20 protein-coding genes are annotated in these 20,362 nt (G+C 37.8%); 6 read left to right on the forward strand and 14 right to left on the reverse strand.

The window, feature by feature from the left end; all coding sequences use genetic code 11:
- Positions 1 to 350: 350 nt before the first annotated feature.
- The 6 genes from NYG85_RS10680 to NYG85_RS10705 form a co-directional block, all read right to left on the reverse strand.
- Complete coding sequence (locus tag NYG85_RS10680) at positions 351 to 485, reverse strand: hypothetical protein (protein WP_284938581.1); 135 nt, start codon at positions 483 to 485, stop codon at positions 351 to 353.
- Positions 486 to 696: 211 nt separating this feature from the next.
- Positions 697 to 1,266 (reverse strand): hydrogenase-4 component G, encoded by a 570-nt coding sequence (locus tag NYG85_RS10685; RefSeq protein WP_284938579.1) that lies wholly within the window; start codon positions 1,264 to 1,266, stop codon positions 697 to 699.
- Between the two features lie 79 nt (positions 1,267 to 1,345).
- Positions 1,346 to 2,689 (reverse strand): anaerobic C4-dicarboxylate transporter, encoded by a 1,344-nt coding sequence (locus NYG85_RS10690; RefSeq protein WP_284938577.1) that lies wholly within the window; start codon positions 2,687 to 2,689, stop codon positions 1,346 to 1,348.
- Between the two features lie 72 nt (positions 2,690 to 2,761).
- Complete coding sequence (locus NYG85_RS10695; RefSeq protein ID WP_284938575.1) at positions 2,762 to 4,162, reverse strand: aspartate ammonia-lyase; 1,401 nt, start codon at positions 4,160 to 4,162, stop codon at positions 2,762 to 2,764.
- 338 nt (positions 4,163 to 4,500) lie between these two features.
- The gene (locus NYG85_RS10700) at positions 4,501 to 6,942 is read right to left on the reverse strand and encodes a molybdopterin-dependent oxidoreductase (protein ID WP_284938574.1); all 2,442 of its coding nucleotides are present in this window, start codon (positions 6,940 to 6,942) and stop codon (positions 4,501 to 4,503) included.
- Positions 6,943 to 6,965: 23 nt separating this feature from the next.
- Complete coding sequence (locus NYG85_RS10705) at positions 6,966 to 7,523, reverse strand: hypothetical protein (RefSeq protein WP_284938573.1); 558 nt, start codon at positions 7,521 to 7,523, stop codon at positions 6,966 to 6,968.
- A 113-nt stretch (positions 7,524 to 7,636) separates the two neighbouring features.
- On the opposite strand from NYG85_RS10705, the gene NYG85_RS10710 reads away from it, so the two are divergent.
- The 4 genes from NYG85_RS10710 to NYG85_RS10725 all read left to right on the forward strand — a co-directional run bounded on the left by NYG85_RS10710 (position 7,637) and on the right by NYG85_RS10725 (position 10,821).
- Entirely contained in the window at positions 7,637 to 8,773 is a 1,137-nt protein-coding gene (locus tag NYG85_RS10710) for a hypothetical protein (RefSeq protein ID WP_284938571.1), read from the forward strand.
- 262 nt (positions 8,774 to 9,035) lie between these two features.
- A complete protein-coding gene (locus NYG85_RS10715) occupies positions 9,036 to 9,203 on the forward strand; it encodes a hypothetical protein (protein ID WP_169752649.1) in 168 nt (55 codons plus the stop codon).
- A gap of 9 nt (positions 9,204 to 9,212) precedes the next feature.
- Positions 9,213 to 9,929: a disulfide bond formation protein B gene (locus tag NYG85_RS10720; protein WP_284938569.1), complete on the forward strand. Its 717-nt coding sequence runs from the start codon at positions 9,213 to 9,215 to the stop codon at positions 9,927 to 9,929.
- A 10-nt stretch (positions 9,930 to 9,939) separates the two neighbouring features.
- Positions 9,940 to 10,821 carry a hypothetical protein gene (locus NYG85_RS10725; protein WP_284938567.1) on the forward strand — a complete coding sequence of 294 codons (882 nt, stop codon included), beginning with the start codon at positions 9,940 to 9,942 and terminating at the stop codon, positions 10,819 to 10,821.
- A gap of 26 nt (positions 10,822 to 10,847) precedes the next feature.
- Here the strand turns inward: NYG85_RS10725 and NYG85_RS10730 are convergent, their stop codons facing one another.
- From NYG85_RS10730 to NYG85_RS10765, 8 genes are all read right to left on the reverse strand, one after another.
- Complete coding sequence (locus NYG85_RS10730) at positions 10,848 to 11,441, reverse strand: effector protein (RefSeq protein WP_284938566.1); 594 nt, start codon at positions 11,439 to 11,441, stop codon at positions 10,848 to 10,850.
- Positions 11,442 to 11,504: 63 nt separating this feature from the next.
- On the reverse strand, positions 11,505 to 12,383 hold the full coding sequence (gene nrfD, locus NYG85_RS10735) for an NrfD/PsrC family molybdoenzyme membrane anchor subunit (protein WP_284938565.1): 879 nt from the start codon (positions 12,381 to 12,383) through the stop codon (positions 11,505 to 11,507).
- Between the two features lie 12 nt (positions 12,384 to 12,395).
- Entirely contained in the window at positions 12,396 to 13,034 is a 639-nt protein-coding gene (locus tag NYG85_RS10740) for a TorD/DmsD family molecular chaperone (protein WP_284938563.1), read from the reverse strand.
- A 12-nt stretch (positions 13,035 to 13,046) separates the two neighbouring features.
- Entirely contained in the window at positions 13,047 to 13,601 is a 555-nt protein-coding gene (locus tag NYG85_RS10745; protein WP_169752655.1) for a 4Fe-4S dicluster domain-containing protein, read from the reverse strand.
- A 1-nt stretch (position 13,602) separates the two neighbouring features.
- On the reverse strand, positions 13,603 to 15,894 hold the full coding sequence (locus tag NYG85_RS10750) for a molybdopterin-containing oxidoreductase family protein (protein WP_284938562.1): 2,292 nt from the start codon (positions 15,892 to 15,894) through the stop codon (positions 13,603 to 13,605).
- A 20-nt stretch (positions 15,895 to 15,914) separates the two neighbouring features.
- On the reverse strand, positions 15,915 to 16,808 hold the full coding sequence (locus tag NYG85_RS10755; RefSeq protein WP_284938561.1) for a hypothetical protein: 894 nt from the start codon (positions 16,806 to 16,808) through the stop codon (positions 15,915 to 15,917).
- A 10-nt stretch (positions 16,809 to 16,818) separates the two neighbouring features.
- On the reverse strand, positions 16,819 to 17,508 hold the full coding sequence (locus tag NYG85_RS10760) for a disulfide bond formation protein B (protein ID WP_284938559.1): 690 nt from the start codon (positions 17,506 to 17,508) through the stop codon (positions 16,819 to 16,821).
- Positions 17,509 to 17,518: 10 nt separating this feature from the next.
- Entirely contained in the window at positions 17,519 to 17,686 is a 168-nt protein-coding gene (locus NYG85_RS10765) for a hypothetical protein (RefSeq protein WP_169752659.1), read from the reverse strand.
- Positions 17,687 to 17,943: 257 nt separating this feature from the next.
- On the opposite strand from NYG85_RS10765, the gene hemE reads away from it, so the two are divergent.
- Together hemE and NYG85_RS10775 are read left to right on the forward strand one after the other, a co-directional pair.
- The gene (gene hemE / locus NYG85_RS10770; RefSeq protein ID WP_284938555.1) at positions 17,944 to 18,966 is read left to right on the forward strand and encodes a uroporphyrinogen decarboxylase; all 1,023 of its coding nucleotides are present in this window, start codon (positions 17,944 to 17,946) and stop codon (positions 18,964 to 18,966) included.
- Between the two features lie 9 nt (positions 18,967 to 18,975).
- A partial coding sequence (locus NYG85_RS10775; protein WP_284938585.1) for a nitrate- and nitrite sensing domain-containing protein occupies positions 18,976 to 20,362 on the forward strand: 1,387 nt, incomplete at its 3' end.

The raw sequence follows: 20,362 nt of genomic DNA on the forward strand, positions 1-20,362 counted from the left end.
GCCGACAAGTCGGCTTTACGTTCTGGCATTTTTAAAATTTTAAACTAAAAATTTATGTTGTTTTTTGATAAAAATTCACGTGATTTTTTAGCAGAACTTTGCATTTTGTTAAAGGTGGGGCTTCTTTTGCATTCTGCTTTTAGAACGAGCAAAGCGAAGTAGGGTTGCTTTTGTTACAACTCGCAAATAAAATTTTTGTTACTTAAAAACGTAAATTTTTGGCTTGGTTTGCAGTAGAACTTTGCATTTTATTTTGAGTGTCGTTTGTTTTTCTTTAAGGGAGAAGGGGGTTTGAATTGTGCTCTGCTTTTAGAACGAGCAAAGCGAAGTAGGGTCGCACTTCTCCCTTGCTATAACTCGCAGACCACAAAAATGGTATCGTAATACCATTTTTGTTGCCGTCTGCTCCCCCACGACAACGCTCTATCGTTGCTGTGCTTCGCACAGGTTTTTATCGCCGACAAGTCGGCTTTACGTTCTGGCATTTTTAAAATTTTAAACTAAAAATTTATGTTGTTTTTTGATAAAAATTCACGTGATTTTTTAGCAGAACTTTGCATTTTGTTAAAGGTGGGGCTTCTTTTGCATTCTGCTTTTAGAACGAGCAAAGCGAAGCAAAGTCGCACTTCTCCCTTAACTATAACTCGCAAACAATCAAAACAATGTCGTAACATTGTTTTGATTTTGTCAGAGTTATCACGCTGTGGTGTTGATTACGTTTGCGTTTAGGCTTGAAAGCTTCTCGTCAATGGCGTCGGTTGCCTTTTGTATCGTTTGATACGAAATTTCAGGTAGTTTGCCACCCCACATCTGCTCAGCCTCTTTAAAACCACGCAAAATCCCCTCACGTCCAGCACGAAGCTTATCCGCATCATCGCCAGCACCGCTTAGCACGAAGTTAGCGATACGTTCGGCAGTTTTTGTAACGCCAAAAAATCCGTCATCGCTTACTAGCTCCTTTGCCTCATCTTTGCTTAGCTTATCAAGCGGAGTGCCGTTGTATCCAAGCGATGTTGTGTCTATGCCTTGTAAAATTTGCATTAAATTTTCAGGCACGTTAAAGCCTAAATTTTCAAAAACTGCGTTTTGAGCGTTGAAATTTGAGCTACTTTGGCTAATTGTCTGCTCTTTAAACTGCATAAAATAGGCGTTTGAGATCTGTTTTGCGTTCATATTTGCGTTAATCTCGGTGTTTTCTTGCTTTTTGGCGTTTAGACTGACGCTGTTGTAGGCTGTGTTTGCTTGAATGTCCGTTCTAATTTGCATTTTAAACTCCTTTAAAATTTTAAACTAAATCGGCAGTTGTGAGAATTTTTAAAGTCCGAGAGCAAAACTCTCGGATATTTTATAAAAGAATAGGCGCAACAACAAAGCCAAGTGCTACCGAGATAGCGACCATTATTGTGCCAGGAATAAAAAATGAGTGGTTGATTACAAATTTACCCACTCTTGTTGTGCCTGTGTCATCCATTGCGATTGCACCGAGTGTTGTCGGATATGTAGGCAACACAAAAAGTCCAGAAACAGCGGCAAATGAAGCGACTAAAATCCAAACGTGCTGTGCGTTTTCAGGGCTAGTCATACCAAGTGCGGCTGCAACAGCTGGCATCATAACACGAGTCGTGGCTGCTTGTGAGTAGAGCAGACAGCTTAAAAAGTAAAGGGCTATTGCTAGGACAAATGGATACTGGGTTACCACGTTTTTAGCGACCTCTTTAATGCCATCAATGTGTCCATTTACAAATGTCGTGCCAAGCCAAGCGATACCGACAACACAGATACAAGCGTTCATACCGCTTTGAAATGTGCTAGTTGAGAGTAGTTTGCCAGTATCAACCTTACATAAAACGACAATTAAAAATCCAATGGTAAGCATAAAGCTAATAATAGCGTTATCGCGTGATAAAATCGGCTTTTCAATAAGTCCAATGCTCTTTGAAATAGCAAGTGCGTAAGCTACGATAACTAAAACGCCAATACCAAAGATAATCACCGACCTAATCGCATAAGGCTTAATCTCTTTGTATTCTGTATCCTTAATCTCTTCAACCAAGCCTTTTGCTAGTCTTTCTTGATAAACTGGGTCTTTTGAAAGGTCTAGGTTGTAAAATTTATTGACAATAAAAGCAGTGGCTACGACAGCAATAAAAGTCGTAGATATGCAGATAAATAGTAACTTTGGATAGCTAACGCCAAGCTTTTCACAAACGCCAGTCATCGCAACAAACGCCGCTGAAATCGGACTAGCTGTGATAGCCACCTGTGATGATACGACAGAAAGGGCAAGTGGTGCTGATGGCTTGATATTTTGACCCTTTGCGACCTCTGTAATAACTGGTAGCATTGAAAAAGCAGTGTGTCCAGTCCCTGCAAAAATCGTTAAAAGATATGTAACGATAGGGGCTAAGAAGTTGATTTGCTTTGGGTTTTTGCGTAAGAATTTTGAAGCAACTTGCACCAAATAATCAAGTCCGCCAGCGACCTGCATCGCTGTGATAGCTGAGATAACAGAGGCGATGATTAAGATAACATCTGTTGGTATATCTTTCATCTCAACTTTCATACCAAGCATAGCAAGGACAACAACTCCAAGACCACCAGCGTAACCTACGCCCATACCACCTAGCTTAACGCCAAGGTAGATACCACCAAACAGCACGATAAGCTGTAAGATAAGCATAATATCCATTTTTTCTCCTTTAAAATTTCAAATGAAAATTTAATGTAATGATAATATTTTTACCATTACATTAATATAAATTTACCTTACCATACTTGGATTTAGCATATTTTTTGGCTCTAAAATTTTATCAATTTGCTCTTTTGTTAGATAGCCACGCTCTAAACAAATCTCGCCGACTGGTTTGCCAGTTGCAAGGGCTTCTTTTGCGATGCTTGCTGATTTTTCATAGCCTAAATGCGGATTAAAGGCTGTAACGATACCAACAGAGCCAAGCACTGATTTTAAGCAAGCTTCTTTGTTTGCTGTTAAATTTTTAACCGCTTTTAGTGCTAATGTTTTCATTGCATTTTCAAGGATTGTGATTGAGTTAAATAAAGCATATCCGATGCCCGGCTCAAAGGCATTTAGCTCAAACTCGCCCCTTTCAGAGCATAGCATTATTGTCGTGTCATTGCCGATTACCTCATAGCACGCCTCGCCTACGACTTCGCAAATTACTGGATTTACCTTGCCCGGCATTATTGAGCTGCCCGGCTGCATTTGTGGTAGGTTTATCTCGCCCAAACCACATCTTGGACCTGAGTTCATAAGGCGTAAATCGTTTGCGATTTTGCTTAGTCTAACGGCTGCTGTTTTTAAAGCACCACTAACAAACACAAAGTCGGCTGTATCTTGTGTAGCTGCGATAAAATCAGGTGCTTGTTTGAAATTTACACCAGTAATTTCACTTAGTTTTTTATCAACTACATTTTTATAATTTGGGTGGCAGTTTATGCCAGTGCCGATAGCTGTCGCACCTAAATTTAGGTAGCTCATCGTCTCTCTTGCGTAAGTTATCTTCTCAATGTCGCTTTTAATGTAACTTGCAAATGCGTTAAATGTGTTGCCAAGTGTGGTAGGCACGGCATCTTCAAGCTCGGTTCTACCCATTTTGATGATGTCTTTAAACTCATCTGATTTTTTTAGTAGCTCATCACGAAGTAGCTCCATAGATTTTAGCAAATCGCTTAATTTTGCGTAAGCGGCGACTTTGATTGAGCTTGGGTAGGTGTCGTTTGTGCTTTGACCTAAATTTGTGTGATCATTTGGGTGTAAAAACTGATACTCGCCCTTTTTGTGTCCCATTAATTCAAGTGCGATATTTGAGATAACTTCGTTTAAATTCATATTTGTTGATGTGCCAGCACCGCCTTGAATCATATCAACTACAAACTGGTCAGCATATTCGCCAGCGATGATTTTATCGCAGGCTTTTGCTATGTAGTCTGCGATATTTGGGTCTAAAACGCCGACTTCTTTGTTTGAAAGAGCAGCTGCTTTTTTAACCTGAGCAAACGCCTTAACAAAAAACGGATAATCTCTTAAACGTCTGCCAGTCATTTGAAAATTTTCAACAGCTCTGAATGTCTGAACTCCGTAATAAACGCTATCGTCTATTTCAAGCTCGCCGATGAAGTCGTGTTCTTTTCTAGTTGCCATAAACTATTCTCCTTGTGTGAAATGAATTGTGAAATTATAATATATTTTTTAATTTAAAAAATTAATGTTTATTTTAGATTTTAAGAATTTAGCCAATATCGTATTTTAAACATTATGCTAATTAATTACTTAAAATTTATAAGCTAGTTTTAAATTAAAAAGCGAAATTTTGGGTTTTTACCATAAAATGTAACGAATTTATCACTAAAATGTAACGATTTTTTTCATAAAAAGTAAAATTTTTTAAGCTTTGATAGACAAAATATCTAAAATTTTGGATTTTTACTTAATAAAATCAATTAATTTGAAAAATCCTAGCCCCAAAGCGGGGCTAGAAACTATAAATTTTGCAAAATTTGCGGTTTTGAAAATGCCTTAATAGGCAAAATTTTGCCCTTAAATTTCTCAACCTGCACCAAAGTCGTGTGAGCTGTATTGCTTTGGGCTAGTTTTGAGGTGCCTTTGTCGTTTGTTAGCACATTTACGCAGCCGTGTTGGCAAAGGCTTTTCTCGCCCCAAATTTCAGGGTCATACCACGCACCTTCGCATATTATCGCCACGTTTTCTTGCACTAAATCAGTTAGCAAAGCACCTGCTAAAATCTCGCCCCTATCGTTAAATACTCGCACGATATCGCCAGTTTTTATGCCTCTAATTTCAGCCGTTTTTGGATTTATTAGCATTGGCTCACGACCGCTAACTTCGGCGAAATTTCTAATGATTGAGTTATTTAGCTGAGAGTGAAGTCGGTAGCGTGAGTGCGGACTAACAACGTGTATCGGATACTTTTTGGCAATATCGCTACCTAGCCACTCAAACGGCTCAATCCACGCTGGGTGTGCTGGGCAGTCATCATAGCCAAATTTTGCAATCACTGGCGAGTAAATTTCAATCTTACCTGACGGCGTGCCTAGCCTATTTTTAGCCGGATCAGCCCTAAAATCGGCAAATCTTGTGTAATACTCGCTCTCTTTTTTATCCTCTTTAAACTGCACGTAGCCAACCTGCCAAAACTCATCAAAACTTGGCATATTTAGCCCCATATTTTTAGCTTGTGCCTGTGCGTCTTCGTAAAATTCCTTTGCCCACTCTTTTTCGGTTTTACCCTCACTAAACACATCGCCTCTGCCCCAGCGTTTGCAAATTTCGTGGCAGATCCAGTAGTCACTTCTGCTCTCGCCCATTGGCTCTATAATTGGGCGGTTTGCTACGATATATTCGCCTGTTGGAGCGGTCTGGTTTATGTCATCACGCTCAATCTCAATGGCAACAGGCAGCACTATATCGCTTAATTTTGCCGTGCTAGTCCAGTATGGCTCGGCTGTGATGACGGTGTCAAATTTACGCCACGCTTTAACGGCGTTATTTACATTTTGATGACGTGTAAACATCGAGCCACTTGCCATATACGCAACTCTCATATGTGGCAGTTTTATTTTTGTGCCGTCATAATCTATCTCTTTGCCCGGATTTAAAAGTGCCTGTATTGAGCGTGATGACGGGATCGTGATATTTTTTGTCGTTCGCCACGGAGCGTTATCAACGCTGTCGTATTTCTCGCTTATCCTTGTGCTTATGCCTTTTAGGGCTGGGGCGATTTTATCGGTTGCGCCGTTTGAGTAATAAAGGTTGTATTCAAAGCCAAGCCCCTCTTTGCCGATGTGTCCTAGCATCGCACTTAGCGTTACAAGCGACCAGAATGCAAGCTCGCCGTGATCAGCCCTTTGAAGTGCGCGACCAATTATTATCGTGCTTGGCTCTTTGGCTAGTTTTGTGGCTAAATCCGCCATAGATTTAGCGTCAAGTCCGCAAATTTTAGACGCCCACTCTAAATTTTTCTCAACGCCGTCATTTTTACCCATAAAGTAATCTTTAAATTTATTAAAGCCAACGGTGTATTTTTTGATAAACTCAGCGTCATAAAGGTTGTTTGTATAAAGGTAGTGGCACATTGCGATAGCCATTGCAGTATCGGTATTTGGACGCACGATTAAATTTTGTGAGCCAAAGTATTTTGCTGTTTCATTTACCATTACATTTACGCTGTAAATTTTTGCGTCTGATTTTTTAAGCTCCTGTAAGCCCAAATATCCGTCGTGTGTAGGTGGTACCCAAGAGATTTGCCCAGTTACAAGCGGATCTGTGCCCCAAAATACGACATTTTTTGCATTCTTTGCGATCGCACGCCACTTTGTAGGCGTATCATAAACCGAGCTACTGCCCACAACGTGTGGCATTATGACAAGTCCAGCACCGGTTGAGTAGTCGCCACTCTCTTCAACATATCCGCCAAGCACTTTTAGCATTCTGTGAGCGACCGTTCTGCCCCAGCTGACCTTACCGCTACCGCCCCACCAGTAGCACTCGCCATAAACCGCCTCGCTGCCGTATTTATCAAAATTTTCTTTTAACGCCTTTGCTGCTAAATCAAGTGCCACATCCCAGCTAACACGCACAAACTCGTCTTTACCACGAAGCTCGCTCTTGGCTGGACCTTTTGCCTTTAAGTAGCTCTTTCTTACCATAGGGTAAAGCACTCTGTTTTCGTTTTGAACAACGTCAGGCAAAGAGTAGTTCATAGTATTTGGGAATTTATCACCCTCAAAACTATCAACAGAAACGACCTGACCTGAGTTTAGATTAGCCCAAAATAGCCCAAATCTATTTGCGCCAAAGACTCTTTTGTTATCAAAAATAGTCTGACTTACGCCCTCAATCCTACTTGCACTAAGCGTAGTCGCCGCCATTACTGAAGCCTTTAAGAAATTTCGTCTTTTCATTTTTCTCCCCTATAAAAAGATTTTTATTCACTTTTCTTCGCATTGTGTTGTAAAAATTTTATGACTAAATTTAAGCTACTCTCATCAAGCGCGATAAATCCAGCATCAACCATACCTTTGATATTTGCTGGCCACTGAGCAGCCGTAAAGCTCTCTGGCTCGTGAAGTCTATGACAAGCCGAACAGCTCTCTTCGTAAATTTTCTTTGCACTCTCATAAAGTGCGTTTTTATCGTTAGTTATGGCACTTTTATCAACTTCATAAACACCCTCTACTTCATACCAAATTTCGCCATAATCATCTTCTAAATTTTTGATAATCTTGAAATTCTTATCGTCCTCTTTATCAAACGTAGCATAAATTTGTGGCTCTTTCATACTTTTTAAAATTTGCGTTTTGTGGTTTTCAGATACCACACCTTTTATCTTGATATTTGCGGTTTTATCGGTAGTTGTAACGACTTCAACTGGGGTTAGAATTTCTATCTTTACGCCACTTGATGTCGTATCTTTTTGCATAAACTGAGCAAAAGCATTAGCAGATAAAAATACAATCGCCAAACATAAAATTTTACCTTTCATTTTCTCCCCTTAAAAAATAAAATTAGTCTATTTTAGCACCACAAAACTTAAAATTTTAAAAATTTTTAATGTTTTTTAAATATAATATTTTTACAAAAAAGAGGCATAAAACTATGGAAAATATCTTTTTAGAATCTTACGACGTTTTTAAAATTTACCCAAACAATAGCGGGAAAGTATATACCGATTTTTTAGAAAACAACAGACGCTACTCCATAACAAGATGCTACTACAATATCGTTATTGACAACGTGTTTTTGACATACTCGCACCTTATGCTTTATGAGGAGTGTCTTTACATTTTGTATTCGCAAAATAAGCTAAAAAATATGGACTTTTCATTTAGCATAAAAAAATCCGAACTTGCTAAGAAATTTAAAACCGACATAACAAAAAGTGCGACAGAAACGATAAAAAGATTGCACGAGTTAGAGCAAGTAAAAATTAGCATTTTTGTCAAGGACAAGATAGAAAAATCACTAAACATCATATCTCATATCAGCACAAAAGAGAGCGAAAAATACAGCGATATACCAGATGAGATAACGATAACCTTAAACCAAGAATTTGTAAAACTATATCGCTGCAACTATCTTGATAAGATTGAGTATCTAAACAGCTTTGAGGCTGAGCAGGGTAGTTTTATTAGGTATTTTATACAACACGAACTTGACGGCGGTGTAAAAAGCTCTGCCATACTTGATAAAATGGGCGTTTTTGACTACATTCCTTTTAGTAGAAAAAAGAGATTTGAGCAAGAGATTGCAAGTTTGGAATTTTATTATAAAAATGAAAAATACTGCGTAAAAGACGGCTTTGTAGTAGTGGAAGGCGAATCTAGCTCAAGCTCTGGAAATCAAAACGCAGCTATTGAACTTTATAAAATCATATACGCTCAAATCAGCGAAAAATGCGATAGACGCATCGTTTTAGACGATTTAATCTTAGAGCCTTATTATAACCGCTTCGGGCGTTTTGAGTCAGCAAACACTCTTTCTAAAATATTAAACGATATGGAGCTTATGCTAAATCAATCTTTACAGCAAGATAGTGGCGATACGACTTATTTTTCTCATTTTTTCGAGGGCGTAGTGTGTAAAAAAAATGAGAATTTCAAAGCCTTTTTAGAGCTAAATCAAAAGGGGTTTGAATATATGCTTTCGCGTCGTGCGAATTTGGACTTTTGGAATGTCGAATCCGCCGACTACGGACTTACGCCCTACCCTAGCGGAAACGCTTGCGGAATATAATCTCACAAAATATATTTTTAAGCATCTTAAAATATAAAATTTAACCTTTATTATATTTTATTTAAGATGCTTCCATTTTAATTAGCAATATATTAAAAAATACTTTAATATATAAAAAATAATTACAAAAATACATTTTATATATATTATTAAAAATAAAAAATCTATTTTTTATATAATAAAATAGATTTTTTATTTAAATTTAATAAATAAAGCAGTATATTTTTAAATACAAATAAAATCTTACGTAAAGGAGAGCAAAATGGAATTCCTTATGGTTTTGATGTTTTTCATCGCTGGAATTTATCTTTGGTTAAAACCGGAGAAAAAGTCCGCCGTGTTTAAATTTGGAGTTGCGGGTATAGCGATACTCGTGATTATGATGGCATACGTTAATAAATTTACCGTTTTGCCGATGGGAAATTTCTAGGAGGATATTATGCAAAATAAAAATCTTGCCACTTGGGGCGATGACGAGAAGTATTTTTTCAATCTCTTTGCACTAGCCGCACTTGCGCTTGTAGCACTTCCTGTTGGGATAGCCTGCGTTATACTTGGATTTGGTATGGGAGATAGCCCTTGCATAATGTGTTGGCACGAGAGGTTTTGTATGGTCGCCGTATCGTTTGTAGCGCTTCTTATCGTTAGATACGGTTTTAAGGTCAAATATCTAGCTTCAATCATCTTTCTTACTTGCCTTGGACTTTACGACGGATTTACGCATTATAGTTTAGACGGCACATACGGAGGGTATCTTGATATCAAGCAAGGATTCGGGCTTGAAATTTTAGGCGCGCATACTCAGTTTTGGGTTGTCGTGGTGCATTTTTTTATATTTTTATTTTTAGGAGTTATTTTATTTTTAGGCAAAAACGTAGGTTCTATAATGAAAAAGAGCGAAAATGGCGAATATGGCGAAGTTTTGCCTAGTTTTACGCTGGGTAAAATCGCGGTTGTTACTTTCGTGATTATAATGGGGCTTAATCTTATTCAAGCCTTTATTACCGCCGGTCCTCCGCCGTATCTAGCCTCAGCCACTCCTTCAAGAATGAGCGTAGATCCTAGCAAATGGTTTTGGGAGCTTGATCACTGGGATGGTTTTGAGATAGATTATCGCGAGAGCTGGAACCCAAAACTTCCTAATTTACCTAAATAAGGATTAAATAATGAAAAGAATTTTTATGATTTTAACTATTGCGATGGGACTATTTGCCAATGAATTTGATTTAGACCCTAAAAACGGAGCGATAGAAAATATAACTATGCTAAAACAAACGGGAATTTTTGATGTCAAGCTAAACGATAATACGCCAATTACCGGGCTTGATTATGATGAAGAGAGTAAAAAATTTTTAATAGCCACTCTTAAACTTGAATTATATACGATGGATGAAAATTTAAAGGGCATAAACGGCTACTTAAAAAGCACTAAAGATTGGATAATCCAAATGGAAGATGCGGTAAGCGCGTGCTTTTACAACGGCTCAATCGGTATGATGAGCTATAATAAAACGTATCAATTTTTTAAACACGCCCCAAAACAAAGCGAGGACGAGGCGAATAAGGCGTGGAGATACTTGCTAAAAGGATACGAAGACTACACGCTTGATTTTAAAGACCGCTATTATACGATACGTGCCAAACAGCAGTATATTTTATCTTGGGATTACTCTAAATTTTACAAAGAATTCTTTATCGCCACCGTGCCTGATGATATAAAGCCAAGCTGGAGCGTAGCTAGCTTTTCAGACTCTGATAATATGCTATCTACGGAATTTATACCAAGCCTTGATGAAACCTTAGCCGTTAAAAAAGATAGAAATTTAGATGATTACTACATAACAGGTATGGACGCAAGCGGCGAGTTTATATACCTACTCTCAAAACAATATTCAAGCATATTAAAGCTTGATTTGCGCACTAGAAAAATCATCAAAGCGTATGGATTTAGCGGATTAAACGACGCTCACGCATTAGCGATTAAAGATGGTAAATTTTATATCGCCTCAAAAGAAAACGGAGCGAATAAAATAGCCGTTTTTGAGTAAATTTAAGGGGCTTTACGCTCCTTAAATCATTTTTGCTTTTTAAGCTCTTTTATAAATTCATCTAACTCGCCATTAATTTGTGCGTTAAAAAGGGTTTGGTTGATTTTTAAAATTTCAGCCGTATAATCGTGATTTAAAATCTCGTTTATAAAATCAAAACTATCGCTGTCTTGCTTTATCTCAAACATATCACGCCAAATGTCAGTTATCCACCAACCGCATTTTGAGAGGCAGTCAAACTCTTTTAAAATTTCATCTTTTATCTTAATGACAACCTTATCGGTTTGCGTGATATCACTATTAACAAAATCTTTATGAGCGCCATCAAGGTTTATAAAAAGCCTATAACCTAGCGAATTTACGCTATTTTCGGAGCTAATTCTAAACTGAAAAATCGCATCTTTAAAATCCACGTGAGATATGCAAATTTGGTGCTTTTGTGTAAAATTTGGATATGAGTTAAAAGCCTTGTCATCTAGGGCTAAATACCAAGGAGTGTCGGCATTTTTGAGCCTAAACTCGTCAAATGCAAATTTTATAAAATCCTTATAACTCTTCTCATCTGCTTCAAAAAAGTTATAATTTGCAAAATTACGCTCCCTAAATAGACTAAACTTCAAGCTAAACTCCATAAAAAAAGGTAGGGCTATTATACCCTACCTTACTAAATTTAAAGGGGAAACCTAAAAAATGTAAAAGGCACCAAAAATTATAAATGCTCTTAGGCAAAAACCGCCTACTAACACGCAAATTTCACTAGCGACACTGCCTTTTGCCTCCACTTGACATACACTGCCATCACTAGTAGCACAAGCTCTATTTAAAAATAAATTTGCACCGCCAAGTAGTGGCACAACTAGACCAAGTCCTACAAATCCTATCCAAAATACAAAAGCCAAACTTCCAGCAGTTATGTGCTTAATACTAGCAAAACCGGCAGCCTCGCCACTAACCATACCAAATAACATAATAATCGCAAAAATTTCAAAAGCCACTAAGATAGTGTGAAATTTATGCACGCTATGAGTGAGCGAATGTCCGGCGTTTAAAGTAACGATAGCGTTCGCACTTGTGCCAGTTGAGAGCGCTGATATGACAAAAATCACAGGCACCCAGATACTAGCCCAAAGTGGAATTGCCTTAACCACATACAAAAGCAGTCCAGTATAACCCATAACGCCAAAAGCTAAAACGATACCAAGTATAAGCATATGATCGCAAATTTTGCCCTCTTTTAACGCTTTAAAATACACAAGAGCACTTACGATTATAAAAAATGTAAGCAGATACGTTCCTATGCTCATCATAGATGTAGGCTCGGTGTATAAATTTATGATTTTAAGCGGATTTATGGCTGCGCTTGGTGCTAAGTCAAGCAACAAAAGTGCCGTTCCTATCACAACAGCAACTGGCGCTAGTAAAAATCCAAATTTATAAAATCTCTCATTTATCTTGCCAAAAACTCCCTTATACGCAAGTGCCGAAGCCACAAACGCCCCAGCGCCAAGACCACCCAAAAATAGATAGATGACAATCAGCCATCCCCAAGTATTTTGTAACATTGTCTTTCCTTTTTACTTTTTACTAAATGGGGCTAAATTTATAATCTCATTTTCAAGGTATAAATTTAAAAACTCCCCAAAATACTTCCATACAACAAGCTTTGTAGCTTCTGATGAAGCCTTGGCAAAATCTCTAAACCACATCGTATGCAAACTCACAAACTCCGCTTTTTGCTCTGCTAGTTCTTCAAATTTTGCCTTATCATCATCTGCGTAAGCAAGCATATTGTAACTCATAAAATAAAGATATTGAAGCTCAAATCCTATATAGTCATCTGGAAATTTATCAAACTGCTCATCATCTACCCTAAGTCCCGCTCTCTTATAAAACGCCCTAACCTCAAAAGTCTGTGTGCCAAACATATTTTTATAATCAAAATATGTGGATTCATAAGGTAGCGCTTTTGGGCGACGAGGACCGACAAAAAGTCTGTTAAACTCATATCTTAAATCATCAAGCAATACATCATCTGTAGAGATTTTGCAAAGCTCTTTTATAAAAGCGTGTTCTTTAAATTTAGGCTCAAATTCCTCGCATAGCGTTAGAATTTCGCTAAATTCTTGTTTTTTAAGCTCTTGTAAAAATATACGCCTTAAAAAATCCTCTACAAAAAGACTATTTTTTATAGTGTTTTGAGCTAAAATTTCCATTTTGTATCCTTATTAGTGGATAAATTCGTTTCGCTTCATTCTAGGATAGAAACGAATATTTGGCTTGGTAAAGAAGTGCTTAAAGCCTGGCATCTCTTTATTCATACCTGCGCTATCGCTGACATCGGTATCAACTAGCTTTAAAACCCCACACGGACAGCCTTCAACACAAGCTGGTTGCTCGCCTCGCTCTAGCTTTTCTGCACAAAGATTACATTTTTGAGCCTTGCCGTCAAAGCCTTTATTAATCGCACCATAAGGACAACCTAGCATACAATATCCGCAACCAATGCACTTATCGTGAAGTGGCTGAACTACGCCATTATCTAGCTTGATATAAGCTCCAACTGGGCAGACGTCCATACAAGCTGGATTGTCGCAGTGGTGGCAAGAGTGAGAGATGAAAATGTCTTTTGAAATTCCATCTTCATTAATCAAAAGATTATCCACTTTACGCCAGTTTATATCTGGGTGTTGGTTGTGATAAACCTGACAAGATACTTCACAAGCTAAACAACCTATACAAAAATTGTAATCAAATAAAAATCCAAGTTTTCTCTTTTGCATTTTACGCTCCTACTTCTTGTTTGGCAGCTTTTTTAACTTCTACAAACGTAGCAGTATAAGTAGAGCCGTTGCCAAGATCGCTTACGCCGTCAGAACAAAGCATATTCGCACCTGTTCTTGACTTTGTTACTTTAACCCAAATGTTATTCCAAGCATAGCAAATTCCAGGTTGCATTTGGTTTGTTTCTATCGCTGTAAATACCGCTGTGCCTTTCTCATTTGTCGCTTCAACCGTATCGCCGTGTTTAATGCCCCTAGCGTCCATATCCTCTTTTGTCATAAATAGCTCAGCGTTTCCTTTTACGATAACACGTTTTACTATGTATGGCATATTTCCCCAGTTTGAGTTATCTTGAAGCTGTGTTCCTGGAGTCATAAAATAAAGCGGATATTTTTTGACGTAATCTTTACCAAATTTTTGGTTATAGTAATCCCAGTCATCGCCAAGATCTATAACAGGATGATATCCAGCGTCTTTAAACGTCTTAGAATAAAGCTCACATTTGCCGCTTTGCGTTCCAAATACCAGCTTATCTTTTGGCGCGTAAGGGTAGTATGGGAACTGATCTTTCATACTTTCAGGCGTTCTGTGAGGTTTTATCCAACCAATCTTTTTAAGCTTTTCATAGGTGATATTTTGCTTTTTAGCAAATTCTGTATCCAAAAAGCGTCTGCAAACAGTCTCACTATCCCAGTTAAAGCACTCCTCTGTATAACCCATAGCCTTTGCAAGAGCGTTAAAGAACTCTAAATTTGTCTTAGCCTCTCCAAGAGGTTTTACGCTTTGTGCGTTGTAGCAAACATAGCCTGAAATTTGGTCATTTTGTATATCTTCGCTCTCCATAAATGTAACGCCAGGCAACACATAGTCAGCATAATCACAAGTATCTATATCATAAGGGTCTATAACCACCAAGAAAAAGTCATCGTCCATAATGCGTTTTTTGATTAAATTTGTATTTGGCGCGACAACCATCATATTTGAGTTATAGTGGATACAGGCTTTTATAGGCACTGGAACTGGCTTGTCAAGATATGTCGCACCCTCTTTTTGTATCCCTTTTCCAAACTCAACATAGCTAATCTCTTGTCTTTGAATTTTGTTGCCATTTTTATCTTTTGGCGATAAGTCAGGCATACAATTATCAAAGTTAAAACACCCTTTTACGTGAACATAAGCCCAAAATAGTCCCCCACCAAGTTTAGTTAAAGCGCCAGTTAATACAGGCAAAAACGTAACAGCGCGCACTAGTCTTGCACCATTAAAGTGCCTTTGTCCGCCGTCCCCGTGCATAATAGCAGGAGCTTTTGCGTGAGCGTATTCACGTGCGAAAACTTTGATCTGATCAACACTAGCGCCACACATATCAGCAAGTTCGCCATAAGTGTATAGTGAGCACTCTTTAACTAAATCCTCAAAACCCATAGTGTATTTTTCTACAAATTCGTGATCGTAAAGGTCCTCTTCTATTAAAACCTTACAAACCGCCAAACAAAATGCTGGATCGCTTGATGGTTTTAGCTGTATAAACATATCAGCTTGATTTGCCAAAGGCACACGGATAGTGTTTATTACGATTATCTTGCCACCTCTTTTTTTAACCCTGTGAGCAAATCTAACCCAGTGAACAGCGGTGTATGATTCATTTGAACCCCAGCTTATATACATATCTGACTCATCTACTTCAAGCGCGTCTTTTGAGTAGTCAGTCCCTATAACACTAGGAGTTCCTGCATATCGTGGCCAGTCGCAAGGGTTTCTAACAAGCCTAGTCGCGCCGTATTTTTCAAAGAAATTTCCACTTGAGATAGTCTTTGAGATATGTCCTTCGTTGCCTGAATAAACAAACTCAGTTAATGCCTCGCCGCCAAATTTTTCCTTTATATCAGTAAGCTTTGCGGCTATCTCTTTTAAAGCCTGATCCCAACTTATGCGCTCCCATTTGCCCTCAGTCTTTTTACCTATCCTTTTCATCGGATACATAATGCGATCTGGGTTATAAAGGTGCATAGCGTAAGTATGACCCTTAACACAGGCGGTTCCTTGAGTAAGCGGATGAGCTGGATCGCCCTTTATGCCAACCATTTTGCCGTCTTTTACCTCAGCGATTAACGCACACGCGTCACGGCAGTTTCTAGGACAGGTTAGGTGATGATACTCTACGTTTTCATCGCCCTTGTATGATTTTGGATTAAAATCCACTTCATACTGCTCCATTCCAAACAGCGTTGGAGCAGTTCCGGCAACTGCAAGACCTGCACCAACACCTTTTAAAAACGAACGTCTTTGCATATTTATCTCCTTTTTAAGGTCTATTTTTCAAAAACAAAAACTAAATTTTGCTTACCTTCTCTTGAAAAGATATAGAATTTATTATCTTTTATCGTGATAGCTCTTGGGTTTAAAACACCGCTAAAACCAAAAACTTCATCAATTTGTTTTGTGGCTAAATTTAGCTTTAAAATGCTTGAATAGTTTTTGCTAAGCAAATAGGCAAAATCCCCGCTAAACTCAATGCCAGTGATATAGTAATCATCTAAATTTCTATTATCTTTTATCTGCAAATTTGCACCAAAACTTGGCACAAATTCCTCTAAAATCATCTTATCATCGCCGTCAAAAACTCCAACCGACCAGTTAGATCTAACATCATTTGGCACAGAAGCGATTAAAAATTTATTACTCGCCTCATCATAGTCAAAGTCAAGTATAAACTGCTGTTTTGCTCTAAGCGTAAAGAAGCGATTTTTGTTGCCAAAGTCATTTAGCCTCCACTTATCATATCCGCTTATAAGGTGTCGCCACTGGCTATTTTGCTCATCTTTATCGCTGATATCAACTGGCTCGTATGATACAAATGTTTTGTTATAGCTTATGATTGATACTTCGTTTTTATACCAAGTAGCACCTACACTATCTTCCATTTCCATTATAAAGTGTCTGTCGTGTTTGCCGTATCTAAGCGGTTTAAAGTCTGCATCTAGTATGTAAAACTCATTGTCATTTGAAGATACTGCAAATTTCCCACTCTTAGCGTCATAATCCGCACCAGTTAGCGCGTTGTCATTTTCTAGTTTTATGGTAATCTTTTGACTTGGGGCGCCTAAATCTTTGACGTTTTTTACGGCACCAGCATTAAAGTCGGGATTAAAATCAAAGCCAAAAGCAAAGATAGCACTAAGTGCGAATGTAACCAATTTTTTCATTGTTTGCTCCTTACTTTGCTAGATCTGGAAGCTCTGGGTTCCAGTCAAATCTAAAATCTAATCCGCTTTGCCAGTGATCCATCTCCCAAAACCACTTGCTAGTATCCATACTCATACGAGGTGGTGTAGATGAGCCAAAATAAGGTGGTGGTCCTGATGTTATAAATGCTTGAATGCAGTTAGCGCCAACTATTATTAAAAATACCAAATTTGCAAATTTACCAAGTGGCAGATAGGCTAAAAATTTGCCGTATTTACCCTCTTCAGATTTTTGCATTATGGCGCCTAAATTTTTACTAAATAGCAAAATAATTGCTAAAAACACAAGCACAAAAAAATCAACAACCATTACCCAAAACTGAGTATGTGCGCCTAAAATTTCCAAACCAAAACCCTGCTTTATATCAAGGTATCCACCAAATGTCCCGTCTATACTATAATGTATAAATCCGTTAAAAAGCCCCCAACACGCCATAAGTATAAGAGCCGCTAGATAGCTTCGCTTAATACCATATCTAACCATCAAAAGTGCAATTAACGCAATGGCTATCATCGTAATACGCTCAGCCCAGCACATAACACAAGGACTATCGCCCATACCAAAACCAAGCACGACACAAGCTATACCAACTGGCAAAAGTATAAGCGCTATGACAGCTAGTGACATAAGGTTAAAAAAGCTTTTTTCACTCTCTTGCATACTAGACTCCTTATAAATTTCCAATAGGCATAACAACCCACAAATTCACATAAAATTCAAGCACGACTAACAAAGCACATCCAACAATCGCACAAGACACCGCCACTCCCTTTTTCTCAGGTCTTATATACATCACAAGAGCCGAGATAAAGAATAAAACTAATTGTAAAAACTCCATTGTTTATCCTTTATTTTGGATTTGTTAATAAGCTTATTTGGAAAATAATATAACTTTATTTATTAAATTAAAATAAAAAATAGAATTTTTTGTATAAAAAATGCTTATTTTTGTAAAATTTTTTATACAAAAGATATTTTTTACAAAATATTTTTTATATTTTAAGTTTATTTTTATAAAAATATATTTTTAAAAAATATTTACTAAAATTTTCAGCGTTTGTTTTGTATAATTTGACAAAAATTTAAAGGACATTTATGATATTTATTAATGCTTGTTTAAAAAAACCAACCCCATACACGCCAGTCTGGATGATGCGTCAAGCTGGCAGGTATCTACCAGAATATATGCAAGTTCGTGCGGCTGCTGGGGATTTTTTATCGCTTTGTAAGGACTACAAAAAGGCTAGTGAGGTTACCATTCAGCCAGTTGAAATTTTAGGCGTTGATGCGGCGATTTTATTTAGCGATATTTTGGTTGTCCCTTTGCAAATGGGTATGGAGCTTAAATTTTTAAAGGGCGAGGGACCAGTTTTTGATAAACCTATTAGAAATTTAGACGATTTAAACGCCCTTGATAGCGATAAAGCGGTTAAGGATTTAAGTTACGTCTATGATACGATTAAGCTAACTAGGCAAAATTTAGCAGATGATAAGGCGTTAATTGGCTTTTTAGGAGCTCCTTGGACACTTGCAACCTATATGATAGAGGGTCAGGGCAGTAAAACCTACGCCATTTGTAAAAAAATGCTCTATGAAAATCCAGAGCTTTTACATAAAATTTTAAGCAAGGTTACTGACGCTTGTATAGGATATGCCAAAATGCAAATAAAATCTGGCGTAAATGCTATCCAAATTTTTGACAGCTGGGCAGCAGCACTTGAAGAGAGTGCGTTTTTTGAGTTTAGCTGGGCTTATATTTTAAAAATCGTTGATGAGATAAAGCGTGAATTCCCAAGTGTCCCAGTCATCGTCTTTCCAAAAGGCATAAGCGGATACTTAGATAAAATTAGCGGGAATTTTGACGTTTTTGGCGTGGATTGGAGCACTCCGATTGAACTTGCAAAGGCAAAACTAAGCCCAAAATACGTCCTTCAAGGCAATATGGAGCCAACACGCCTTTACTCAAAAAGGGCAATTGATAAGGGCATTGATAAAATTTTATCCGTGATGAAAAGCACGCCTCATATTTTTAACCTTGGACACGGAATTTTACCTGATATCCCAGTAGAAAATGCAAAATATTTTATAAAAAAAGTGCAAGAAACCAGTATGATTTAAGGAGTATTTATGAACAATTTAAGCATAAAGCAGAAGATGCTTTTAGTGGTGCTAAGTAGTGTGCTTAGCCTTTTGCTGTTTAGCATTTACACCATAAACGGCTTTTTAAACAAACGCACAGAAGCCGAAACGAGCGCGGTTTTAGTTGATGATATCATTCATCACACCGACTTTATCCACGAGTTTCAAAAGGAGCGTGGGCTTAGTGCTGCCTTTGTAAATGGCGTAAAAAATGGCGAGAAACTAAACGAACAAAGGGCTTTAACCGACAAGACTTTGACCTTTTTATCACAAAATTTAAAAGAGAGAGTCAGTGGCGTTAGAAGCGAAGTTGATGCTATGGGGGGGGGTGCGGCTGCATCTTTTACTAAGGTAATCAGAGATGAAAACATACTCATCAACGCCTACACTTCAAGCCTAGACCCAAGCTTGGTTGATGATTTTAAAATGGCAATCGTAGTTGGCGATTTAAAGGAATTTTTAGGCATTACAAGGGCTACTTTAAATGGAATTTTAGCCAAAGGCATAATGGATAAAACCAGCCACGACAAGTTAAATACGCTTTTTGGAATTTTACAAAAGCTAAAAAACGACTTCTTAGACTTTAACGAAAAATCAGTCGCCCAGCAGTTTAGTGAGAAAATTTTAAACACGAGCGAGTATTTAGAAGTGGATAAAATTTTAAAAGACACGCTAAATGTTGGCTTTGGCGAAGCTACAAACTACAAACCAAACGAGTGGTTTGCACTTGCTACATCGCTAATTGACAAGGTTAGAGTGTATGAAATTTCGCTTTACTCAAACATAAAAGACAAGGCAATCGCCCTAAAAAGCACTGCAAACACGAATTTAATTAAAGCTGGGTTTGGCATTGGATTTTGTATTTTAGTTGTGATTTTGCTCTCATTTATTATTGGCAAACGCCTTGTAAATGATATTAACCAGATCGCAAACGGACTTAAAAATTTCTTTGATTTTTTAAATTTCAAGACCAAAGAAGCAAAACCACTAACCATAAAATCGCACGATGAGCTAGGCGTAATGGCAACCCTAATCAACGAAAACATCGCCAAAGTAGAACAATCCACAAATCAGGACAACATAGCCGTAAGTCAGTCGGTTGATACCGCAAAACAAATTGAAAACGGCAACCTAAAAGCTAGAATTACTCAAAACCCAGCAAATCCGGGGCTAATTGAGCTTAAAAACGTCCTAAATAAGATGCTTGACACGCTTGAACTCAAAGTCGGCTCTGATTTAAACGAGATTCAAAAGGTCTTTAACAGCTACCGAAACTCAAATTTCACAAGCAAAATCCAAAACCCAAAAGGCGAGGTTGAAATGGTTACAAACGCCCTTGGCGATGAAATCTCAAATATGCTAAGAACCAACCTAA

The organism is Campylobacter gastrosuis (assembly GCF_030249845.1).
Classification (GTDB): Bacteria; Campylobacterota; Campylobacteria; order Campylobacterales; family Campylobacteraceae; genus Campylobacter_A; species Campylobacter_A gastrosuis.